Raw genomic sequence first — 19426 nt, 5'->3', positions numbered from 1 at the left:
ATTAGCGATGCCATCCTGTGGGTAGGCGCCGCGACAGGTTGATGATGATGTCCGCCGTCACGCCCCAGATCCGTCGTCCTTGCCAATCCATGTCATAATAGCGGCGGCGCTGCCCCTGCCAATTCGCCTCGTGCCGCTGGTAATTGGCGGAATCGAACAAGATGTCGAGCGGCACTTCGAACCATTCCTCGACCTCGTCGGGATTGGGGTCGAGCGGCAGGTCGGGCGGAATCACGCCGAGTACCGGGGTAATGTGATAGCCGCTGCCCGAACGATAGGGGTCGGTGACGCCCGCAATCGCGACGTCGCGCCGGTCGAGCCCGATCTCTTCCTCCGCCTCGCGCAGCGCCGCGTCGATGACGTCGCGGTCGGTCGGGTCGACCTTCCCGCCCGGAAAGGCGACCTGCCCGGCATGAGCGCGCAGCCATTGCGGGCGCTGCGTCAGGATCACGCCGGGGTCGGGCCGGTCGGTGAAGGCGATCAGCACCGCGGCGTCGCGCAGCGTCGTGCCCTGAAGCAGATAGCCCTCATCGTCGCCGGGATCGGGGAGCAGGCTGTCGAGCGCGGCGCGCAGCTTGGCCGACAGCATCAGCGGCCCACCAGCGGAAAACGGACGCCGCCCGACCAGATCGCAGGGGGGTCGCCCCCCTCGGCAAGCGCCATTTCGACCAGCTCGTAATAAAGCGCACGGTCGATCCGCGCCTCGAGCCCGTTACCGACCAAGCCGCGGACGTGGACACGCGGGTCGGGATTGTCGGGATCGTCGCCAAAGCTAAGCGGGTTATCGGCGCCCGCGATGACGAGGTCGTCCGTGTCGAGCCGGAAGATGAGCCTGCGGTCCGCGCCCTCCCCCTCGCTCTTCATCTCGACCGCGCGAAAGGGGGTATCCTCGACCGCGATCGCCAGCTTCTCGGCGGGCGTGACGAGCACATGGCTGCCGTCGGGCTCGCGCCGCAAGATGGTCGAGAAAAGCCGGACCATCGCAGGGCGGTTGATCCGTCCGCCCTCATGATACCAGCTGCCGTCGGCGCGGATTTCCATCGCGCTGTCACCGCTGCGCTCGGGTTGCCATTGCTCGACCGGCGGCAGCTTGCGCGCCGCGAGCAGCTCTGCCGCTTCGGCTAGCGTAAGCTGCGCAAAATCCTTGGGGAGCGATGGTGCGGGGCTGACCATAGGACCGACATAGGAAAGTGGGTGGGCAAGTAAAGGGAACAGTCGCAAGCAACGCGAGTTGCGGGTGCAAGAAGCCGCGGAAATCTGCGCAACTTCACACGCACAACGATGCCGGAAACTGCCTCATCCCCAACGCCGCCGACAGGTCGGCGAGCGCCTGTTCGCCGCTCGTCACCTTGATCGCGTGCATGCCGAGCGCTGCTGCCGGTTTGCAGTTGATCCCGAGGTCGTCGAGATAGACGCACGCCGAAGGCTCGACCCCCAGCGCGTCGCACATCATGCGGTAAATGCGCGGGTCGGGTTTGCGCACACCGACCTTGCTCGATTCGATCACATGGTCGAAGCGCGCCATGATCGCGGCGATCTGCTCGGCATCGGCGGCGGTGCGCGCCATGCCTGCGCCTTGCAGACCGGTCTGATGCGTCGGGACATTGTTGGTGATGCAGCCGACCGTAAAACCCTTCGCCTTCAACGTGTCGAGCGCGGCGACCATCGCGGGGCGCACCGCGCCCGCAAGCACGGCGAGCACCGCCGCACCCTCGAGCTCGTGCCCCATTGCGCGCGCCTCTTCGGCAAACATGCGGTCGAACGCCGCTCCGTCGATCTCGGCGCGCTCGAACAAGGCCCAGGCGTTGCTGTCGGGGTTCGCAGCGTTGACGCGGCGGACGAAGTCGCGCGGCAGCCCGCGTTCCTCCTCGAGCCGGTTGAACGCCTCGAACGGCGAGGACGTAATGACGCCGCCGAAATCGAAGATGACGGTCGAAAAGCTCATGGCTCGATGACGATCCCGGCCTTGGGGTTCGGCGTGCCCGCAAGCATCTCGCGATAGGCTGCAAGTGCGGCGTCGCCGCCGCGGCGCTTGTCGATGGCGGCGAACCGCGGGGCGACCGCCATGAAGGCAAGCCACGCTTCGGCGATCCTTTTGCCGAACTCGGCGCCGCCCCAGTCGGCGATGCGCTTCTGGCTGCGCCCCGGCGCGAAAAAGCCCTGTCGTTGCGGACCGGGGAGGCCATTGTCGTCGGCGCGCGCGTCCCAGTGCGACTTGCCGACGACGATCGACGCTTTGAGATTGTTCCCGAAATGGCTGTGTACCGAGCGGGTTACCGCGCCATTGCCTGCCATATCGACGAGCGCGGCAGGTGCGCCGGCGTTGAGCGCGAAAATCTGGTCATAGCTGATCACGCGGTCGTAAATCGCCTGCGCGGCGAGCGCCTCGACATTCGCTGCGCTCGTGAGCCCGACCGTCTCGGGCCGGTTCGCACGCCGCGCGAGTGAAAAGCCAAGGCCAATCGCCGTCTTGCTCGACGCGCTGGCGATCAGGATCTGCGCTGCGCCATAATCGCCCTCATCCTCGAACTGGTCGGCGATCAGCCAGCCGGTGAGGAAGAGCGGGCGAAAGACGGGCCAATGGTCGTGATGCGCGGCGCGATAATCGACGAGCGCGTCGATCCGCTGATATTGGTTATAGATGGGGGGCAGCGTCTTGCGCCGCTGCGTGACGTCGGTGAAGCCCGCGGGTCCAGCCTTGCCGACGTCGAGCACCGCGTGGCTCGCCATCGGGTAATAGCCATAGAAACGGTCGCCCACCGCGACGCCATCGGCAGCGCTTTCGGTGACGGTTGCAAAGCCCCAGACAGGCAGGCGCCCGGGCGCATCGCGCTCGGCAAAGAAATCCCAATAGCCCTGGTCGTTGCCGAACAGCCCTGAAGGCTTGCCGAAGACCGCATAGGTGATGTTGTTCGCGGTCATCGCATAGCTGTCGATGTGCACGCGCACCTGCCCAGGTTGGAGCGGCGGCGGCGGATCGGCGACGAGACTGGCCTGGGTGATATCATCGCGATCGATGTCGATCGCCCAACCGCTGTCATTCATGAACGCGCCCCTCCGTTTGTTCTGCAAGGAAACCAACCTTGCAGATGCGGGGAGCGGATTCAACCGCGCGGGGCCGTCAATGGGCGAGCGCCAGACCCGGCCGTGCCCAGCGTGTCGTCACCAACCGCCCGCTGCCCGACAGGGTGATATAGGCATCGCGCATGTCGGCGCCGCCGAAGGCGATGTTGGTCGTGAAGATGTCGTCGGTTGCGACGAACTCGACCAGTTCGCCCGCAGGCGACACGACGCTGATCCCGCACTCGCCGATGGTCGCGACGCAGATATTGCCCGACGCCTCCATCGCGAGGCTGTCGAAGAATTTATAGCCCGCGGGGCGATAGAGCGGGATGCCGGGTCCGCCCGGCCCCGCGGCATCGTCGACCTTGCCGGGGGCGACGATATTGAATTGCGTCAGGCGGCAGGTGTAGGTTTCGGCGGCATAAAGCTTCGTTCCGTCAGGCGACAGGCCGATGCCATTGGGGTTGTAGCTCGGGAAGATCACTTCCTCGATGAAACTGCCGTCCGCCTTCGCATAGAAAATGCCGACGATGTCGTGGCAACGCTTGTCATAGTCGACTTTGCCATGGTCGGTGAGCCAGAAGCCCCCGTGCGCGTCGAACATCAGGTCGTTGGGGCCGCGCAGGCTGACGCCCTGATCGCCGCTCCGGTAGAGCGTCTCAACCGCGCCGGTGCCGATGTCGATCCGCTCTATCCGCCCGCCTGAATAATCCTTTGCGATGCCGTGCGGCGCGAGAAAGCCGTTCGCCTCGACATATTCGAACCCGCCGTTGTTGCAACAATAGAGCTTGCCGTCGGGGCCGATCGCCAGCCCGTTCGGGCCGCCGCCGGGCGACGCGATCACTTCCTTGCGTCCGCCCGGCCAGCAGCGCGTGATGCGGCCCGCCGCAATCTCGGTGACGATGACGCTGCCGTCGTCCATCACCACCGGCGCTTCGGGGAAGCGCAGTCCATCGGCGATCAATTCGAAAGCGGCCATAGTCTCTCCCTCCTCTTGTCATCTCCACCTCGTCACCCCGGCCTTGATCCGGGGTCCATTCTGCGCAGCGAGTGACGAATGGATGCCGGATCAAGTCCGGCATGACGAAATGGGGTGTCTCCCTTGCTCTTGCTCCGTGGCTGTGCTTTGCGGCCATCATGCCCGTTCGCACGCTCTTCGCCACCCCTTTCTTCGAAGCCGACATCGGATCGGACGCGCTTCTGGACGAACTCGAACATAGCTGCCACCTGCTCGCCGAAGAGGACGCCGCCGGGCGCCGCTGGAGCCGCGAGCATGGCTATAAGGGCTACACCAGTTACGCGAGCCTCGCCGACCTGCCCGAACGCGATCCCGCCTTCGCCGACCTCAAGCGGCTGCTCGACAAGCAGGTGCGCGCTTTTGCAAAGGCGTGCCATTTCGATTTGGCGAAGCCGCTCAGGCTCGACAGCCTGTGGGTCAATATCCTCAAACCCGGCGGCACGCACAGCGGGCATATCCACCCGCACAGCATCGTGTCGGGCACCTTCTATGTCGCGGTGCCGCCCGGGTCGGGCGCGCTCAAGCTGGAGGACCCGCGGCTCGCTATGCTGATGGCGGCGCCCGGGCGCACCGACGACGCGCCCGAACATCTGCTCCCCTTCGTCTATGCCGAACCCGCGGCGGGGCGCGTCTTTCTGTGGGAAAGCTGGCTGCGGCACGAAGTGATGCCGCACTCCGGCAAGGGCGAGCGAATTAGTATCAGCTTTAACTATCGCTGATCGCGCCTATATCGCTCGCACTGACCAATCTCCCCACGGATCAGACAGGAAATGCCCATGACCGACACCGCCACCTATGACGCCGACCTCCAGCTTTTCATCGCGGGCGAGTGGCGCGGGGGCGAGGGGCGCGAGGCGCGGCCGGTGTTCAACCCCGCAACCGCCGACACCATCGCCGAACTACCGGTGGCAACCGCCGCCGACCTCGACGAGGCGCTTGCCGCGGCCGAGCGCGGCTGGCCGCTGTGGCGCGCGAAGAGCTTCGACGAGCGCGCCGCGCTGATGCACAAGGCCGCGGGACTGATCCGCGAGCGTGCCGACCATATCGCGACGCTGCTCACGCTCGAACAGGGCAAGCCGCTTGCAGAGGCGCGCGGCGAGGTGTTGTCGGCGGCGGGGCTGTTCGACTATTTCGCCGAACAGGGCAAGCGCATCGAAGGCCGCGTCCTCCAGCGGCCCGCAGGGCAGCGCGCGATGGTGCTCAAGCAGCCCGTCGGCCCGGTCGCGGCGTTCAGCCCGTGGAACTTCCCGGTCAATCTGATGGTAAAGAAAATTGCCCCCGCGCTCGCCGCGGGCTGCGTCGTGATCGCGAAGGCGCCCGAGGAAACGCCCGGCTGCACCAGCGCGATCATGCGCTGCATCGCCGATGCAGGCATCCCCGGCGACGCCGCCCAGCTCGTCTATGGCAATCCCGACATGATCAGCCGCCACCTGCTCGGCAGCCCGGTGATCCGCAAGATCAGCTTCACCGGATCGACCGGGGTCGGCAAGCATCTGATGAAACTCGCGGCCGACAATGTGCAGCGTATCACGATGGAACTCGGCGGCCATGCGCCGGTGCTGATCTTTGACGATTGCGACCTCGATGCGACGCTCGACCGCGTCGTCGCGCAGAAGTTCCGCAACGCGGGCCAGGTCTGCGTGTCGCCGACGCGCTTCTATGTGCAGGAAGGAAACTACGACGCCTTCGTCAAGGGCTTTGCCGAGCGCACCGCCAAGGTGCGCGTCGGTAGCGGGCTCGATGCCAACACGCAGATGGGGCCGCTCGCAAACGAGCGCCGCATCCCCGCGCTCGAGGCGATGATCGCCGACGCGACCGCCAAGGGCGCGCGCGTCGTCGCGGGCGGCGGTCGCGGCGAGGGCGGCTATTTCTTCCAGCCGACCGCGCTCGCCGACGTGCCGCTCGACGCCGATGCGATGAACCACGAACCCTTCGGCCCGATGGCGCTGATACGCCCCTTCGCGACCGAAGAGGATGCGCTCGAACAGGCGAACCGGCTGCCCTATGGCCTCGCCGCTTTTGCCTTCACCGAGAACGGCCGCCGCATCAACCGCATCGCCGACGGGATCGAAAGCGGGATGGTGGGGATCAACAGCTTCGTCATTTCAAGCCACGACATGCCCTTTGGCGGGATCAAACAGTCGGGCTTCGGCAGCGAAAGCGGCCCCGAAGGTCTCGACGGCTATCTCGTCACCAAGGCGGTGCATATTTATTGAGCGCCGCACGGCACCGAGGTGAATAGCGGCTTGGGGGTGGGGAGCTGCAGCTAAATCCTCCCTGTCGCGCAGCGATGGGGAGGTGGCAGCGCGCAGCGCTGACGGAGGGGCTTTTTCGCGGACGTTGCGGCCCCTCCACCACCGCCTGCGGCGGCGGTCCCCCTCCCCATGGCTTCGCCACAGGGAGGATCAAAACGACCGCAATCGGCCCTAAACAGCCCTCATTGCCAGCGACGTTCAACCCCGCTCCAGCGCCACGAAATCGCGCCCCAGCGGCGCCAGATGCGCGCCGCCGTCGACAAAGATCGTCTGCCCCGTCACCGACTCGGCGCGCGCGAGATACACGACCGCATCCGCGACCTGACCGGGGCGCGGCAGGGCCTTTAATGGCATCCGTCCAGCGAGCCGCTCGACCTGCGCCGCGCTGTAATCGTCGGTCGCGAGCGTCAGCCCCGGCGCGACGGCGTTGACGCGTGCGCGGTCGCCGAAGGCGACGGCAAGCGTCGCGGTCGCCTGCCACAGCGCCGATTTCGACAGGCTATAGGCAAGCTGGTCGGGCACCGGATTGGCGACGCGCTGATCGAGGATGTTGACGATTGCGGGCCGCGCATCGGGGGTGCTGGCGGCGACGAGCGCTTTTGCAAGCATTACCGGCGCGTGATGATTGACCTGCATCATTTCGGCGAGCGCGGCGTGCGACAGATCGCCCCACTCGCCCTCGGCGAACAGCGCGGCATTGTTGACGAGCAGGTCGGGTGCGCGGCCAAAGGCTTCGACGACCGCGGGGACCAGCCCCTCCACCGCCGCCGGGTCCGCCAGATCGGCGGCAAAGCGCCGGCACTCGGCGCCCGTATCGGCGAGCGCGTCGGCAAGCACCGCGTCGGCCTCGCCCGGGCTGCGCTTGTGGATCGCGAGCGCATAGCCTTCGCGCGCCAGCCGCGCGGCGATCGCCGCGCCGACGCGGTGCAGACCGCCGGTGACAAGCGCCAGCCGCTGCATCACGGACGCCACTGCGCGCGGCTCCGCCGCATCGTGATGCCGATCTGCTCGCCCTCCTCGGCAATCGCGAGCTTGACGATCTTCACCTCGACCTCCTCGACCTTGTCGTCCTGCAGGAAGAGCGTGTCGATGATGTGGTCGGCGACGCTTTCGATCAGCACGAAATGCACATCCTTGGGGATGCCCTCGGTCGCCGCGAATTTCAGGTTCATGTAATTTTTCGACCGGCTGAGCGGCGTCGTCGGCTCATAATGATCGGCCATCGCCAGCCGCGCGCGGACGGAGATGCGCAATGGCTGCGGCAGGTGCGTCTCTTCGGAATAGATTCCGGTGAGCACCTGGACGGTCAAGCCGTCGACTTCGAGCCACAATTGATCGGTCACAAGAAAATCCTGTCTGGAGGACGCGACATTCGGCTTTGCATCGCCGCCGCGCGCCCCTAAAGCGCCGCCGCATTAGCGAAAGGGCGCGCGTTGGTCGAGTTACTTCCATTGGCGGAGATTGCACCGCAGGCGGTCGAGGATTTGCTCGACGCGGCATTCGGCGCCGACCGCTTCGCCCGCACCGCCTATCGGCTTCGCGAGGGCGCCAGCGCCATCCCTGCGCTCAGCTTTGCGCTGGTGTCCGAAGGCGCGCTCGTCGCGACGATCCAATGCTGGCCGGTCGCGCACCGCGCCCCCAATGGCACCGTCACCCCGCTCGTGATGGTCGGCCCGGTCGCCGTGCGCCCCGACGCGCAGCGCGGCGGGCACGGCCGCCGGCTGATGGACCATATGCTCGCAGCCGCCGAAAGCGCCGGCGACGGCGCGCTGATGATGATTGGCGACCCCGAATATTACGGCCGCTTCTTCGGCTTCACCGCCGAAGCAACGGGCAAATGGGACTTGCCCGGTCCCTATGAAAAGCGCCGCCTGCTTGCGCGCGACGTCAACGGGCATGACATTCCGGCAGGCGAGGGGTTGGTCGGGCCGCGTTAGGTTGAGCACTTGGTCGGCGGGACGTCGGCTTGAGGGTGGAAAGAATGCCCGGAAATCGGTCGCACCCTGCCCTCATCATGCGCCTGCCGCCGCGAGGTTCAGTTTCGCCGCGCGGTCGAATATCTGCGTGAGCACGGGTTCGGTGTCGGCGACGCGCATTGCGACGTGGAACTCGACGGGCGCGAGGGCGGGCATGGCGGCGATTTCGACGAGCGCGCCGCTTTCGACTTCGCCGCGCACCATCGGTCGCGGGAAGATACCGATGCCGCCCCCGGCGCGCGCGATGTCGATCATCGTGCGCGCATTGTTGCAGAGATTGAGCGACTTTTGCGCAATGCGCGACGCCGCGATCGCCTCGCGCATCCGGCCGTGGATCGGCGAGTGGCTGGCGAGCGACCAGACCGGCAGCATGGCCGCGCCGCCCGCAAAGGCCGCAGCGACTGCGGGGCTTGCGAGCCAGACCAGTTCGACCTCGCCGATCGGGCTGGTCTTGAGCGCGGGGTGCGCGATCGGTCCTGCGGCAAACGCGAGGTCGGTGCGCCCGGTGAGCAATTGCTGGATGAGATTGGCGGTAAGATCGATCTCGATCTCCAGCCCGACACCCGGCATATCGGCCTTGAGTTCGGCGACGAAGGGCGGGAGACAGCTCGCCGCCGCAATCTCGCCCGCGCCGATGCGTACCACCCCGCTCGCCTCGCCGAAGCCGCCGCTGCCGAGCAGCGCCTGCTCCATCTCGCGAAGCAGCGGCGCGCAGTCGCGCACCAGCTTGCGCCCCGCCGGAGTGAGCGCCATGCCGCGCCCGTCGCGCCGGAACAGCGTCGCGCCGACGCGCTGCTCAAGTTCGCGCATCCGTGCCGACACCGCGGGCTGCGTGGTGTTGAGCCGCTCGGCCGCCGCCGAGAAGGTCCCGAGCCGCTCGATCCACAGCAGGGTTTCGAGATGGTAGATCGAAATTCGATTAATAGACATCAGTTATGAATAATCGAAAATTAGAACAATTAGAATTGATGAATTATTTGCGCCAATGTCGCACGCGACACGAGAGGAGGCCGACCTATGGCGAATAAGCGATATCCCGACGCGGCGGCGGCGCTCAACGGGCTTTTGTTCGATGGCATGCATATTTGCGCGGGCGGTTTCGGCCTGTGCGGCATCCCCGAGCGGCTGATCGACGCGATCCGCGACGCGGGCGTCAAGGACCTCACCATCGCGAGCAACAATGCCGGCATCGACGGTGAAGGGCTGGGCAAGCTGCTACGCACGCGGCAGGTCAAGAAAATGATCTCCTCCTATGTCGGCGAGAACAAGGAGTTCGAGCGGCAATATCTGGCAGGCGAGCTCGAAGTCGAATTCTGCCCGCAGGGGACGCTCGCCGAACGCTGCCGCGCGGGCGGCGCGGGCATCCCCGGCTTTTATACCAAGACCGGCGTCGGCACGCTCGTCGCCGAGGGCAAGGAAGTGAAGAGCTTCGACGGCGAGGATTATATCCTCGAACGCGGCATCTTTGCCGACCTCGCGATCATCAAGGGATGGAAAGCCGACGAGAGCGGGAACCTGATTTTCCGCAAGACCGCGCGCAACTTCAACCAGCCGATGGCAACCGCGGCAAAAATCTGCGTCGCCGAGGTCGAGGAGATCGTCCCCGTTGGCAGCCTCGACCCCGACGCGATCCACCTGCCCGGAATTTATGTGAAGCGCATGATCGTCGGCGCGCCCTATGACAAGAAGATCGAATTTCGAACCGTCCGCGAGCGGGAGGATGCACAATGAGCTGGACCCGTGACGACATGGCGGCGCGCGCCGCGAAAGAGCTGCAGGACGGCTATTATGTGAACTTGGGGATAGGCATCCCGACGCTGGTCGCGAACCATATCCCCGCGGGGATGGAGGTCACGCTGCAGTCGGAAAACGGCATGCTCGGCATCGGCCCCTTTCCCTATGCGGGCGACGAAGATCCCGACCTGATCAATGCGGGCAAGCAGACGATCAGCGAACTGCCGCAGTCGGTCTATTTCAGCTCGTCGGACAGTTTCGCGATGATCCGCGGCGGGCATATCGACCTGACCGTTCTCGGTGCGATGGAAATCGCCGAAAATGGCGACATCGCCAACTGGATGATCCCGGGCAAGATGATCAAGGGCATGGGCGGCGCGATGGATCTTGTCGCCGGGGTCAAGAAGATCATCGTCGTGATGGAGCATGTGTCGAAGAACGGCGACCCCAAGTTCATACCGGCGTGCACGCTGCCGCTGACGGGCAAGAATGTGGTCGATATGATCATCACCGACCTTGCCGTGTTCAAACGCGACGACCATGACAGCCCGTTCCGGCTGATCGAGCTGGCACCGGGTGTGACCGCGGACGAGGTCGCGGCAAAGACGACGGCGCATTACATCGCCTGACGCCTTCCCACAGCGGACGGGGTGACGACGGGGTAAGGGGCGGCTAAGAGACCGCCCCATGCACCGCATCGTCATCGTTCTGATCGCCCTCGCCACACTGGGATTGTCGGGCTGGGTCGGCTATCGCGCGATGGGCGGCGGCGATCCCGTCGCCAGCGTCGCCATTCCGCGCAGCGCCCCCGAAAACCTGCCCGACACGCCCGCCGAATGGCGCGGGCGCATCGATTATCGCGCCTTCGACCGGCAGTTGACCGCGCTGGCGCAGCGGCCCCAGATGGCGGGACTCGCGGTCGCGGTCGTCGAGGAAGGCGAACTGCGCTTTGTCCGCACCTATGGGGTCGCCGACGCATCGACCGGCGCGCCGGTCACGCCGCACACGCTGTTTCGCTGGGCGTCGGTGTCGAAGACGGTGGCGGGCACTCTCGCCGCAGCGCTCGCCGATCGCGGCGCGCTCGACCTTCGCACGCGGCTGGCCGACCGGCGCACGACGCTGCGCCTTCCCGGCGGCGGCGAGACGCGCATCACGATCGAGGACCTGCTCGCCCAGCGTACCGGCCTTACGAAAAACGCCTATGACGACAAGCTTGAGGACGGACAGGACCCGACGGCGCTACGCGTCAGCCTGGCCGGCGCGCCGCTGCAATGCGATCCCGGCACCTGTCACACCTACCAGAATATCGCTTTCGACGCCGCGAGCGAGCTTTTGTCGGGCGCGGCGAACGAGCCTTTTTCGGATGCCGTGATGAACCGGCTGTTCGCTCCGCTCGGCATGGCGAGCGCCAGCTATGGAATGGAGCCGCTGATCGCAGCAGCCGATTGGGCGAAGCCGCATCGCGAGCAGCGCGTGCTGCCGGTCAAGGAGGCCTATTGGCGCGTTCCAGCGGCGGCGGGTGTCCAGAGCGACATCGTCGATTTCGCAAAATGGATGCAGGCGATGATGGGGGGGCGCTCCGACGTGCTTTCCGCCGCGGTGCTGGAGCTTGCCCATCGCCCCCGCGTCGGCACCGGACGGCTCTACGGCGGCGCGCTGCGGCAAGCGAACAGCGACGCCGCCTACGGCCTCGGCTGGCGAAGCTTTACCTTTGGCGGCAGCCGTCTCGCGGGCCATTCGGGTGCGGTGTCGGGCTATCGCGCGACGATGATTTTCGAACCTGCGACGCGGACGGGCGTCGTCGCAATGTGGAACAGCGACTGGGGCTTTCCCTTCCGCATCCCATTCGCCGCCATCGACAGTTATCACCGGCGCACCGACACCGACTGGCTCGACCTCAGCGAGCTGCCGCAGCGCGAAAACCCGGCCGCACCCCCGCCGATCGTCGCGCCGCGCGACGCAGGTCAGGTTGCGCCCGACTGACAAGGCTTGCTCGCGACCTCGCGCTTCGTTATCGGGCGCGCGTCCTTGGCCGTAGGAGACATTCGATGCGCGTCCTGTTGACCGGTTCGTCGGGCTGGCTGGGACGCTATCTCGCGCCGTTGCTGATCGAGACGGGACATGAGGTTGTGGGGCTCGACGTCGTGCCCGGCGCGCATACGCAATTGCTCGGCACCGTCGCCGACCGCGCTTTCGTCCACCGGGCGATGGGCGACAATGGCATCGAGGCAGTGATCCACGCGGGCGCGCTGCACAAGCCCGACATCGTCCGTTATCCGCGCCAGGCCTTCATCGACGTCAACACGAGCGGAACTCTCAACCTGATCGAAGCCGCCGTCGCGGCGGGCAACGACCGGTTTCTCTTCACCTCGACGACGTCGCTGATGGTCCGCGACGATGTGCGCGCAGGGGCGAGCGATGCTGGCGCCTGGTGGATGGACGAAGATTTCGGCCCGCTCGCGCCGCGCAACATCTATGGCATCACCAAACTCGCCGCCGAACAGGCGTGCCGGCTCGTCCACCGCGAGCATGGCATATCGATCGCGATCCTGCGCGCGGGGCGCTTCTTTCCCGAGGATGACGATACGCACGCCGTCCCGAGCGGGGAGAATCTCAAGGCCAATGAACTGCTTAACCGCCGCCTGACGGTCGAGGACGCCGCGGCGGCGCATCTCGCCGCGCTCGAGCGCACGCCCGAGATCGGCTGCGACACGTTCGTCCTGTCGGCACCGCCGCCCTTTGCGCGCGAGGAGGCTGCCGAGCTGGCGTGCAATGCGCGTGCGGTGATCGCACGGCACTTCCCCGACGCCGCCGATCTCTATGCTGCGCGCGGATGGGTGCTGCCCGAGGCTATCGACCGCGTCTATGATCCATCGCGCGCCGAGCGCCGTCTCGGCTGGCGCGCGCGAACCGACTTTGCCGCGGTACTCGCGGCGCTCCGCGACGGCAGCGAGCTGCCCTTTGCGCATGATCCCGACTACACCTCCCCCATCGTCGCACAGGAGCGCGAGTCATGTATGTGCTGATCACTGCCAACCGCAATTATTCGAGCTGGTCTCTGCGCCCGTGGATGCTGATGAAGGGCCTGGGAATAAGGTTCGACGATCGCATCGAACCCTTCACCAAACCGACCAATTATGACGAGTTTCGCAGCTTCTCCCCTACCGGGCAGGTTCCGGTGCTTCTGCACGAGGGGCGGGCGATTTACGATTCGCTCGGTATCGCGCTCTACCTTGCCGACCGGCACGATGGCGTGTGGGCGACAGACGCCGATGCGCGCGCCTGGGCACAATGCGCGGCGTGCGAGATGCACAGCGGCTTTGCGGCGCTGCGCAGCGACTGCACGATGAATGTGGGGGTGCGCGTCACGCCCAAGCCGATGTCCGATGCGCTGAAGGCCAATGTCGCGCGCCTCCGCGAATTGTTCGAAGAGGGACTGGCGCGCTTTGGCGGCCCCTGGCTGGCGGGTGACACCTTTGGCGCAGTCGATGCCTTTTTCGCGCCGGTCGCTTTCCGTATTCGTACCTATGGACTCGATGTCGGTGCGGGACAGGCGTGGGTCGATCATATTCTCGCCCACCCGGCGATGCGCGAGTGGGAAGCCGCGGCGCTCGCCGAGGACTGGCGCGAGGCGAGCCATGAAGAGGAACTCGCGGCGGCGGGTGCGATAATCGCCGACTATCGCGCCGCCTGACACCCGGTCTCAATAGGCAGGTGGGTCGCTGGCCGGAAAGGATTCGTCGCTCGCCTCGTCGACCGCTCCCCACGGCCGCGTCGCCGGATCGCGCATCGCGTCCGGCCCGGCCGAGCGCGTCTGGTCGATATTTTCAGGATCGGTCTCATCGTCACGATAGGCAGCCGCATGACCGTCGGCCTTTTTCTGGCCACCCGACCCCTTCATTGCGCGGCCGGCGAGCCATACCAGCCCGACGCCGCCCAACATTTTCAGAACGCCGCCAACGCGTCCGGTAGAAACCCTGCCTGACATTGCGAACTCCTTTCGGGAAGTGCAACCAAGCGCGTGCCCGATGGTTGCGGAGGGCCCCGAACGATTATTCGGCGAGCGCCTCGCGCACGACCGCGATGCCCGCTTCGCGCTGCGCCCTGAGTTCAGCCTTGAGCTTCGACGGGTCGCGCGCGAGGACGAAGCCGAAGCTGACCCCGCCCTCCTTGCCGAGCGTCGCGTGATGGAGCTTGTGCGCCTGAACCAGCCGCTTCGCATAGCCGCGCCGCGGTACCCAGCGGAACCAGCGCTGGTGGACGAGCCCGTCGTGGACGAGCGTGTAGATGATGCCATAGATGAGGACGCCGAGCCCGATCCACGTCCCCGGCTCCCACGCCCCCGCGCCCATGATCATCGGACTGCCGAGCGCGAACATCGAGATGCTGAGTGCGGCGCCGACAAGTGCGAACAGGTCGTTCTTTTCCAGCGCCTTGTCATGGGGCTCATGATGGTCGCGATGCCACGCCCAGCCGAAACCGTGCATGATATATTTGTGACTTGCCCAGGCGACAAATTCCATCCCCGCGACGGTGGCGAGGACAAGGAGGAGGATGGCGGGCAGCGACATGCTGACAATATAGGCCCGATCCATATCCAAATCACTATCTGGATTCGTCATCCCGGACTTGACCCGGGATCCATTCGCGCGACTTTGGATGATTGGATCCCGGATCAAGTCCGGGACGGCAACAATAGATCGGGCATGATCGGCGACCGATAATTGCGTTTTCATCAGCCACCGGCTTGCATTGTTGTTCGACTGGCTTAAGTGGACCGCATGAACCGCCCCCGCACCCTGTACGAGAAAATCTGGGACGCGCATGTCGTCGAGCGTCGCCCCGACGGCACCTGCCTGATCTTCATCGACCGCCACCTAGTCCACGAAGTCACCAGCCCGCAGGCGTTCGCGGGGCTTCGCGCGAGCGGTCGCACGGTGCGCCGCCCCGACCTGACGCTCGCGGTACCCGATCACAATGTGCCGACGACCCCGCGCAAGGATGCAAACGGCAACCGCCTGCCCATCGTCGATCCCGAGAGCGCGGCGCAGCTCGCCGCGCTCGAAAAGAACGCGCCCGAATATGGCATCCGTTATATCGACGCGGTCGCAGCCGAGCAGGGCATCGTCCATGTCGTCGGGCCCGAACAGGGATTTTCGCTGCCCGGCACCACCATCGTGTGCGGCGACAGCCATACCGCATGCCACGGCGGCATCGGCGCGCTCGCCTTCGGCATCGGGACGAGCGAGGTCGAGCATGTGCTCGCGACGCAGACGCTGCTGCTCCAGCCAGCAAAGACAATGGAAGTGCGCGTCGAGGGTGAAGTCGGCCCCGGCGTCAGCGCAAAGGACATCATCCTCCATATCACCGGTACCATCGGCGCTGCGGGCGGCACCGGCCATGTCATCGAGTATACCGGGAGCGCCATCCGTGCGCTGTCGATCGAGGGACGACTGACGGTCAGCAACATGGCGATCGAGGGCGGTGCGCGCGCCGGGCTGATCGCGCCCGACGATGTGACCTTTGCCTACCTCAAGGGCCGTCCCTATGCGCCCAAGGGCGCCGATTGGGACGCGGCAGTCGACTATTGGCGGAGCCTCGCCACCGATCCGGGTGCGACCTATGACAAGAGCGTTGTTATCAACGCCGCCGACATCGCACCGAGCGTAACCTGGGGAACGAGCCCCGAAGACGTCGTTCCGATCACCGGCGTCGTGCCCGATCCCGCGAGCTTCGCCGATCCGTCGAAACAGGCGGCGGCTGCCAAGAGTCTCGCCTATATGGGGCTGGAGCCGGGCACGCGGATGCAGGACGTCGCGGTCGAGAATATTTTTATCGGCAGCTGCACCAACAGCCGCATCGAAGACATGCGCGCCGCCGCCGCGGTCATCAAGGGCCGCCACAAGGCCGACACGGTCAAATGGGCGATCGTCGTCCCCGGCTCGGGCCTCGTGAAGCGCCAGGCCGAGGCCGAAGGGCTCGACCGCATCTTCATCGAGGCGGGGCTGGAATGGCGCGAGCCCGGCTGCTCGGCGTGCCTTGCGATGAACCCCGACAAGGTTCCGCCGGGCGAACGCTGCGCCTCGACGAGTAACCGCAATTTCGTGGGCCGCCAGGGACCCGGCAGCCGCACTCACCTCGTCAGCCCCGCGATGGCGGCGGCGGCGGCGGTGACCGGCAGGCTGACCGACGTGCGCGAGTTGATGCGCTGACTTTTTCACCTGCCACCCCCCCGAAAATTCGTAGGAGGAAGAAGATGGTCCGGAAACAACTTGCTGCCCTTGCCGCCAGTGTCGCCGCGCTGCTGCTTCCCCTCTCGGGAACAGCGCAGGATAAAGCCGCACCGGCGCTCACCCTGACGCGGCTCGACTGCGGCACCGTCCGCGTCAACCAGCTCAATGCCTTTTCCGACACGCTCGCCTATACAGGGCAGAGCCGCGACCTGTCGGTCGGCTGTTACCTGATCCGCCACGGCGAGACGTTGATGCTGTGGGATTTCGGCCTGCCTGTGAGCCTGAAAAATGCCGAGTTGAGCCGCGAGGGGGCGATGTCAGCCTCAATGACGCGCACCATCGTCGAACAGCTCGGCGAACTCGGTATCGACGCCGCCGACATCGGCTATGTCGCGGTCAGCCATTTTCATTTCGACCATATCGGACAGCTCGCCGATTTCCCGAAGGCCAAGCTGCTCATCGGCAAGGGCGACTGGGATGTCCTGACGAGCCCGGACAAGCCTGCATCGGTCAATGCTAGTCCCTTTGCCGCATGGATCGACGGCGGCGCGCCGGTCGAGCCGGTCAGCGGCGACAAGGATGTTTTCGGCGACGGCCGCGTCGTGATGCTCAACATGCCCGGTCACACGCCCGGCCATCACGCGCTGCTGGTCCGCCTGTCCGAAACCGGGACCGTGCTCCTCAGCGGCGATCAGGCACATTTCCAGGAGAATTACGACAGGAACGGAGTGCCCACCTTTAACACCGATCGCGCCGACACGCTTGCTTCCTTCGACCGGTTCAAGGGCCTCGCCGACAATCTGGGTGCCACCGTCATCATCCAGCACGAGCCGCGCGATGTCGCCAAACTACCACCCTTTCCGAAAGCCGCCGAATGAACCCGCTCGATAAAGTCGAAGGCCGCGCCATCCCGCTGGGGCTGAAAAATGTCGATACCGACGTCATCATCCCTGCCCATTGGCTGAAAACGGTGAGCCGCGAGGGCATGGGGCGCGGCGCCTTTGAAAGCCTGCGCGCCGATCCCGACAATTTGTTCGACCGCCCCGAATATCAAGGCGCGCCGATCCTGATCGCAGGCGACAATTTCGGGTGCGGGTCGAGCCGCGAACATGCGGCATGGGCACTCGGCGACCTTGGTATCCGCGCCGTCATCGCGCCGAGCTATTCGGATATTTTTTCAGGCAATGCGGTGAAGAACGGTATTCTTCCAGTCGTGCTGCCGCAGGCGTCGATCGATCGGTTGATCGAAGTGGCAAAGACCGATCCGATCTATGTCGACCTTGAACATCAAACGGTCACGACGCAGTTTCAGGACCGCTTTACCTTCGAGATCGATCCCTTTCGCAAGATGTGCCTGTTGGAGGGTCTCGACGAAATTTCGCTGACCGAAAAGAGCGACGCAGCCATTGCAGCCTATGAGCAGAAGCTCGACGCCGAACGGCCTTGGATGCGGCCGGCGGCGGCATAACGAACAGAGGAGAAGATGATGAAGGCTCTCTTGTCGACCGCAACCGGCGGCCCCGAAACGCTGACGCTCGGCGAATTGCCGCGCCCCACCGCCGGCAAGGGACAGATCGTCATCGACGTAAAGGCATGTGCGGTCAATTTTCCCGACACGCTGATCATCGAGGATAAATATCAGTTCAGGCCCGAGCGCCCCTTCGCTCCCGGCGGCGAGGTCGCGGGGGTGGTTGCCGAAGTTGGCGAAGGTGTCACGCAGTTCAAGGTTGGCGACCGGGTCATCGCGGGCTGCGGCAATGGCGGAATGGCCGAGGCGGTCGCGGTTGGCGTCCACAATGTTTACCACCTTCCGGAGAGCCACAGCTTCGCCGAAGGTGCCTCCTTGCTCATGACCTATGGCACGAGCATCCACGCGCTCGTCGATCGCGGACGCATCCAGGAGGGCGACACGCTGCTCGTCCTCGGCGCATCGGGCGGCGTCGGCATCGCCGCGGTCGAACTCGGCAAGGCGCTGGGCGCGCGCGTCGTTGCGGGCGTGTCGAGCGAGGAAAAGGCGCAGATCGCACGCGAGGCAGGCGCCGACGAAGTTGTCGTCTATGGCTATCAACCGTTCGACAAGGATGCCTCCAAGGCGCTTGCAAACCAGTTCAAGGAGGCCGTGGGCCCCGACGGCGCCAACATCGTCTATGACGCGGTCGGCGGCGATTATTGCGAGCCTGCGCTGCGCTCGATCGCGTGGGAGGGGCGTTACCTGGTCGTCGGTTTTCCCGCGGGCATCCCGCGGCTGCCGCTCAACCTGACCTTGCTCAAGAGCTGCGACGTCGCTGGCGTCTTCTGGGGCGCGTTCGTGATGCGCGAACCCGAACGCAACCGCGCCCATATCGCGCGGCTGTTCCGGCTGTGGGACCGGGGCAAGATCAGCCCGCGCGTCACCGGCACCTACGCACTCGAAGACGGGGGCAAGGCGATTGCCAAGCTGGGCGACCGGAGCGCGGTCGGCAAGCTGGTCGTCACGCTCTGAAGTACCGGCCCGATCCGGCGCTGACCGCCGAGCTGGCGGCACGCGCCGCCGGTGGACGGCTCGAAATCCGTGTCGTCCCCGGCGCCGGCCGCGATACGATCAAGATTTCGGACAATGTCGTGCAGGTTCGGGTCAGCGCGCCGCCCGCCGACGGCGCGGCGAACGAAGCCGTGCTGCGGCTGCTGGCCAAGGCACTCGACCGGCCGCGGAGCGATCTCTCACTGCTCCGCGGCACCTCTGCCCGCACAAAATTGATCGGTGTTTCGGGGTTGCCCCCCGCCCCGCAGCCGGAAGGTTAACCCTTTATCAGGGCCTCCAACCTATAGTGGCTGTAAATGTGACCAGATCACAAGGTGTGGGCATGGCGACTCGCCGGACAAATCAGGACGTGACGCAAGCCGCGAGTCTCGCGAATATTTCGCGTACCCGCCGCGCGCAGCTCGTTGCCGAGTTCGAGGGCGAATTGGGCATCGACCACAAGGCGCGCGCGCGCGCGGCCTATGAAGCGAAACGCTGGATCATCATCAAGACGGCAATCATCTGGACGATCGCGCTGATGTTCTTCGCGATCGCCTGTTACAAGCTGTATCTGATGGGCCAGCAGGTCGACCAACCCTTTTCGGACCTCGACCCGTTAAGAAGCCTGTTCGACTGATCGCACCCGC

24 protein-coding genes are annotated in these 19426 nt (G+C 65.6%); 14 read left to right on the top strand and 10 right to left on the bottom strand.

Annotated elements, in window-relative coordinates:
- Window position 1: 1 nt before the first annotated feature.
- The 5 genes from H7692_RS12470 to H7692_RS12450 all read right to left on the bottom strand — a co-directional run bounded on the left by H7692_RS12470 (window position 2) and on the right by H7692_RS12450 (window position 4042).
- Entirely contained in the window at window positions 2-589 is a 588-nt protein-coding gene (locus H7692_RS12470; protein WP_201927983.1) for a CoA pyrophosphatase, read from the bottom strand.
- Window positions 589-1173: a DUF1285 domain-containing protein gene (locus H7692_RS12465; RefSeq protein WP_222137044.1), complete on the bottom strand. Its 585-nt coding sequence runs from the start codon at window positions 1171-1173 to the stop codon at window positions 589-591. Before H7692_RS12465 ends, H7692_RS12470 begins: the two co-directional genes overlap by 1 nt.
- 94 nt (window positions 1174-1267) lie before the next feature.
- Window positions 1268-1945 carry an HAD-IA family hydrolase gene (locus tag H7692_RS12460; protein ID WP_227340260.1) on the bottom strand — a complete coding sequence of 226 codons (678 nt, stop codon included), beginning with the start codon at window positions 1943-1945 and terminating at the stop codon, window positions 1268-1270.
- The gene (locus H7692_RS12455; protein ID WP_227340259.1) at window positions 1942-3045 is read right to left on the bottom strand and encodes a DUF2855 family protein; all 1104 of its coding nucleotides are present in this window, start codon (window positions 3043-3045) and stop codon (window positions 1942-1944) included. The genes H7692_RS12460 and H7692_RS12455 overlap by 4 nt, the downstream gene beginning before the upstream one ends.
- Window positions 3046-3121: 76 nt before the next feature.
- Window positions 3122-4042, bottom strand: a complete 921-nt coding sequence (locus H7692_RS12450; protein WP_227340258.1) for an SMP-30/gluconolactonase/LRE family protein — start codon at window positions 4040-4042, stop codon at window positions 3122-3124.
- Window positions 4043-4200: 158 nt separating this feature from the next.
- On the opposite strand from H7692_RS12450, the gene H7692_RS12445 reads away from it, so the two are divergent.
- Together H7692_RS12445 and H7692_RS12440 are read left to right on the top strand one after the other, a co-directional pair.
- Window positions 4201-4800: a TIGR02466 family protein gene (locus tag H7692_RS12445; protein ID WP_227340257.1), complete on the top strand. Its 600-nt coding sequence runs from the start codon at window positions 4201-4203 to the stop codon at window positions 4798-4800.
- A 57-nt stretch (window positions 4801-4857) separates the two neighbouring features.
- Entirely contained in the window at window positions 4858-6297 is a 1440-nt protein-coding gene (locus tag H7692_RS12440; protein ID WP_227340256.1) for an NAD-dependent succinate-semialdehyde dehydrogenase, read from the top strand.
- A 237-nt stretch (window positions 6298-6534) separates the two neighbouring features.
- On the opposite strand, the gene H7692_RS12435 is transcribed toward H7692_RS12440, so the two are convergent.
- The gene (locus H7692_RS12435) at window positions 6535-7308 is read right to left on the bottom strand and encodes an SDR family oxidoreductase (RefSeq protein WP_227340255.1); all 774 of its coding nucleotides are present in this window, start codon (window positions 7306-7308) and stop codon (window positions 6535-6537) included.
- Window positions 7296-7679, bottom strand: a complete 384-nt coding sequence (locus H7692_RS12430) for a dihydroneopterin aldolase (RefSeq protein ID WP_201927990.1) — start codon at window positions 7677-7679, stop codon at window positions 7296-7298. The genes H7692_RS12435 and H7692_RS12430 overlap by 13 nt, the downstream gene beginning before the upstream one ends.
- A gap of 90 nt (window positions 7680-7769) precedes the next feature.
- Between H7692_RS12430 and H7692_RS12425 the strand changes: the two genes are divergently transcribed.
- Complete coding sequence (locus tag H7692_RS12425) at window positions 7770-8273, top strand: GNAT family N-acetyltransferase (RefSeq protein ID WP_413541446.1); 504 nt, start codon at window positions 7770-7772, stop codon at window positions 8271-8273.
- 75 nt (window positions 8274-8348) lie between these two features.
- Here H7692_RS12425 and H7692_RS12420 read toward each other — a convergent pair whose 3' ends face one another.
- Window positions 8349-9242, bottom strand: coding sequence for a LysR family transcriptional regulator (locus H7692_RS12420; RefSeq protein WP_201927992.1), 894 nt, complete (start codon window positions 9240-9242; stop codon window positions 8349-8351).
- An 87-nt stretch (window positions 9243-9329) separates the two neighbouring features.
- Between H7692_RS12420 and H7692_RS12415 the strand changes: the two genes are divergently transcribed.
- From H7692_RS12415 to H7692_RS12395, 5 genes are all read left to right on the top strand, one after another.
- Entirely contained in the window at window positions 9330-10043 is a 714-nt protein-coding gene (locus tag H7692_RS12415) for a CoA transferase subunit A (protein WP_227340253.1), read from the top strand.
- The gene (locus H7692_RS12410) at window positions 10040-10675 is read left to right on the top strand and encodes a CoA transferase subunit B (protein ID WP_201927994.1); all 636 of its coding nucleotides are present in this window, start codon (window positions 10040-10042) and stop codon (window positions 10673-10675) included. The genes H7692_RS12415 and H7692_RS12410 overlap by 4 nt, the downstream gene beginning before the upstream one ends.
- 58 nt (window positions 10676-10733) lie before the next feature.
- Complete coding sequence (locus H7692_RS12405; RefSeq protein WP_222137035.1) at window positions 10734-12029, top strand: serine hydrolase domain-containing protein; 1296 nt, start codon at window positions 10734-10736, stop codon at window positions 12027-12029.
- 65 nt (window positions 12030-12094) lie between these two features.
- Entirely contained in the window at window positions 12095-13072 is a 978-nt protein-coding gene (locus H7692_RS12400) for an NAD-dependent epimerase/dehydratase family protein (RefSeq protein ID WP_227340252.1), read from the top strand.
- The gene (locus H7692_RS12395) at window positions 13060-13740 is read left to right on the top strand and encodes a glutathione S-transferase family protein (RefSeq protein WP_222137033.1); all 681 of its coding nucleotides are present in this window, start codon (window positions 13060-13062) and stop codon (window positions 13738-13740) included. The genes H7692_RS12400 and H7692_RS12395 overlap by 13 nt, the downstream gene beginning before the upstream one ends.
- A 9-nt stretch (window positions 13741-13749) precedes the next feature.
- On the opposite strand, the gene H7692_RS12390 is transcribed toward H7692_RS12395, so the two are convergent.
- Window positions 13750-14034, bottom strand: coding sequence for a hypothetical protein (locus H7692_RS12390; protein WP_222137032.1), 285 nt, complete (start codon window positions 14032-14034; stop codon window positions 13750-13752).
- A 64-nt stretch (window positions 14035-14098) separates the two neighbouring features.
- On the bottom strand, window positions 14099-14617 hold the full coding sequence (locus H7692_RS12385; RefSeq protein WP_222137354.1) for a sterol desaturase family protein: 519 nt from the start codon (window positions 14615-14617) through the stop codon (window positions 14099-14101).
- Window positions 14618-14827: 210 nt separating this feature from the next.
- Here H7692_RS12385 and leuC point away from each other — a divergent pair, with 210 nt between their 5' ends.
- The 6 genes from leuC (at window position 14828) to H7692_RS12355 (ending at window position 19416) form a co-directional block, all read left to right on the top strand.
- A complete protein-coding gene (leuC, locus tag H7692_RS12380; protein WP_222137031.1) occupies window positions 14828-16258 on the top strand; it encodes a 3-isopropylmalate dehydratase large subunit in 1431 nt (476 codons plus the stop codon).
- Window positions 16259-16302: 44 nt separating this feature from the next.
- Complete coding sequence (locus tag H7692_RS12375) at window positions 16303-17157, top strand: N-acyl homoserine lactonase family protein (protein WP_222137030.1); 855 nt, start codon at window positions 16303-16305, stop codon at window positions 17155-17157.
- The gene (gene leuD / locus H7692_RS12370; protein WP_222137029.1) at window positions 17154-17747 is read left to right on the top strand and encodes a 3-isopropylmalate dehydratase small subunit; all 594 of its coding nucleotides are present in this window, start codon (window positions 17154-17156) and stop codon (window positions 17745-17747) included. The genes H7692_RS12375 and leuD overlap by 4 nt, the downstream gene beginning before the upstream one ends.
- A gap of 18 nt (window positions 17748-17765) precedes the next feature.
- Window positions 17766-18761: an NADPH:quinone oxidoreductase family protein gene (locus H7692_RS12365; RefSeq protein ID WP_222137028.1), complete on the top strand. Its 996-nt coding sequence runs from the start codon at window positions 17766-17768 to the stop codon at window positions 18759-18761.
- Window positions 18758-19060 (top strand): DUF167 domain-containing protein, encoded by a 303-nt coding sequence (locus H7692_RS12360; RefSeq protein ID WP_222137353.1) that lies wholly within the window; start codon window positions 18758-18760, stop codon window positions 19058-19060. Before H7692_RS12365 ends, H7692_RS12360 begins: the two co-directional genes overlap by 4 nt.
- A 62-nt stretch (window positions 19061-19122) precedes the next feature.
- Window positions 19123-19416, top strand: coding sequence for a hypothetical protein (locus H7692_RS12355; RefSeq protein WP_227340251.1), 294 nt, complete (start codon window positions 19123-19125; stop codon window positions 19414-19416).
- Window positions 19417-19426 lie beyond the last annotated feature (10 nt).

Source organism: Sphingopyxis sp. P8 (genome assembly GCF_020622175.1).
In the GTDB taxonomy this organism is placed as follows: domain Bacteria; phylum Pseudomonadota; class Alphaproteobacteria; order Sphingomonadales; family Sphingomonadaceae; genus Sphingopyxis; species Sphingopyxis jiangsuensis.
The sequence above is the reverse complement of the archived record's forward strand: the minus strand, read 5'-3'. Positions and strand labels throughout refer to the sequence as shown.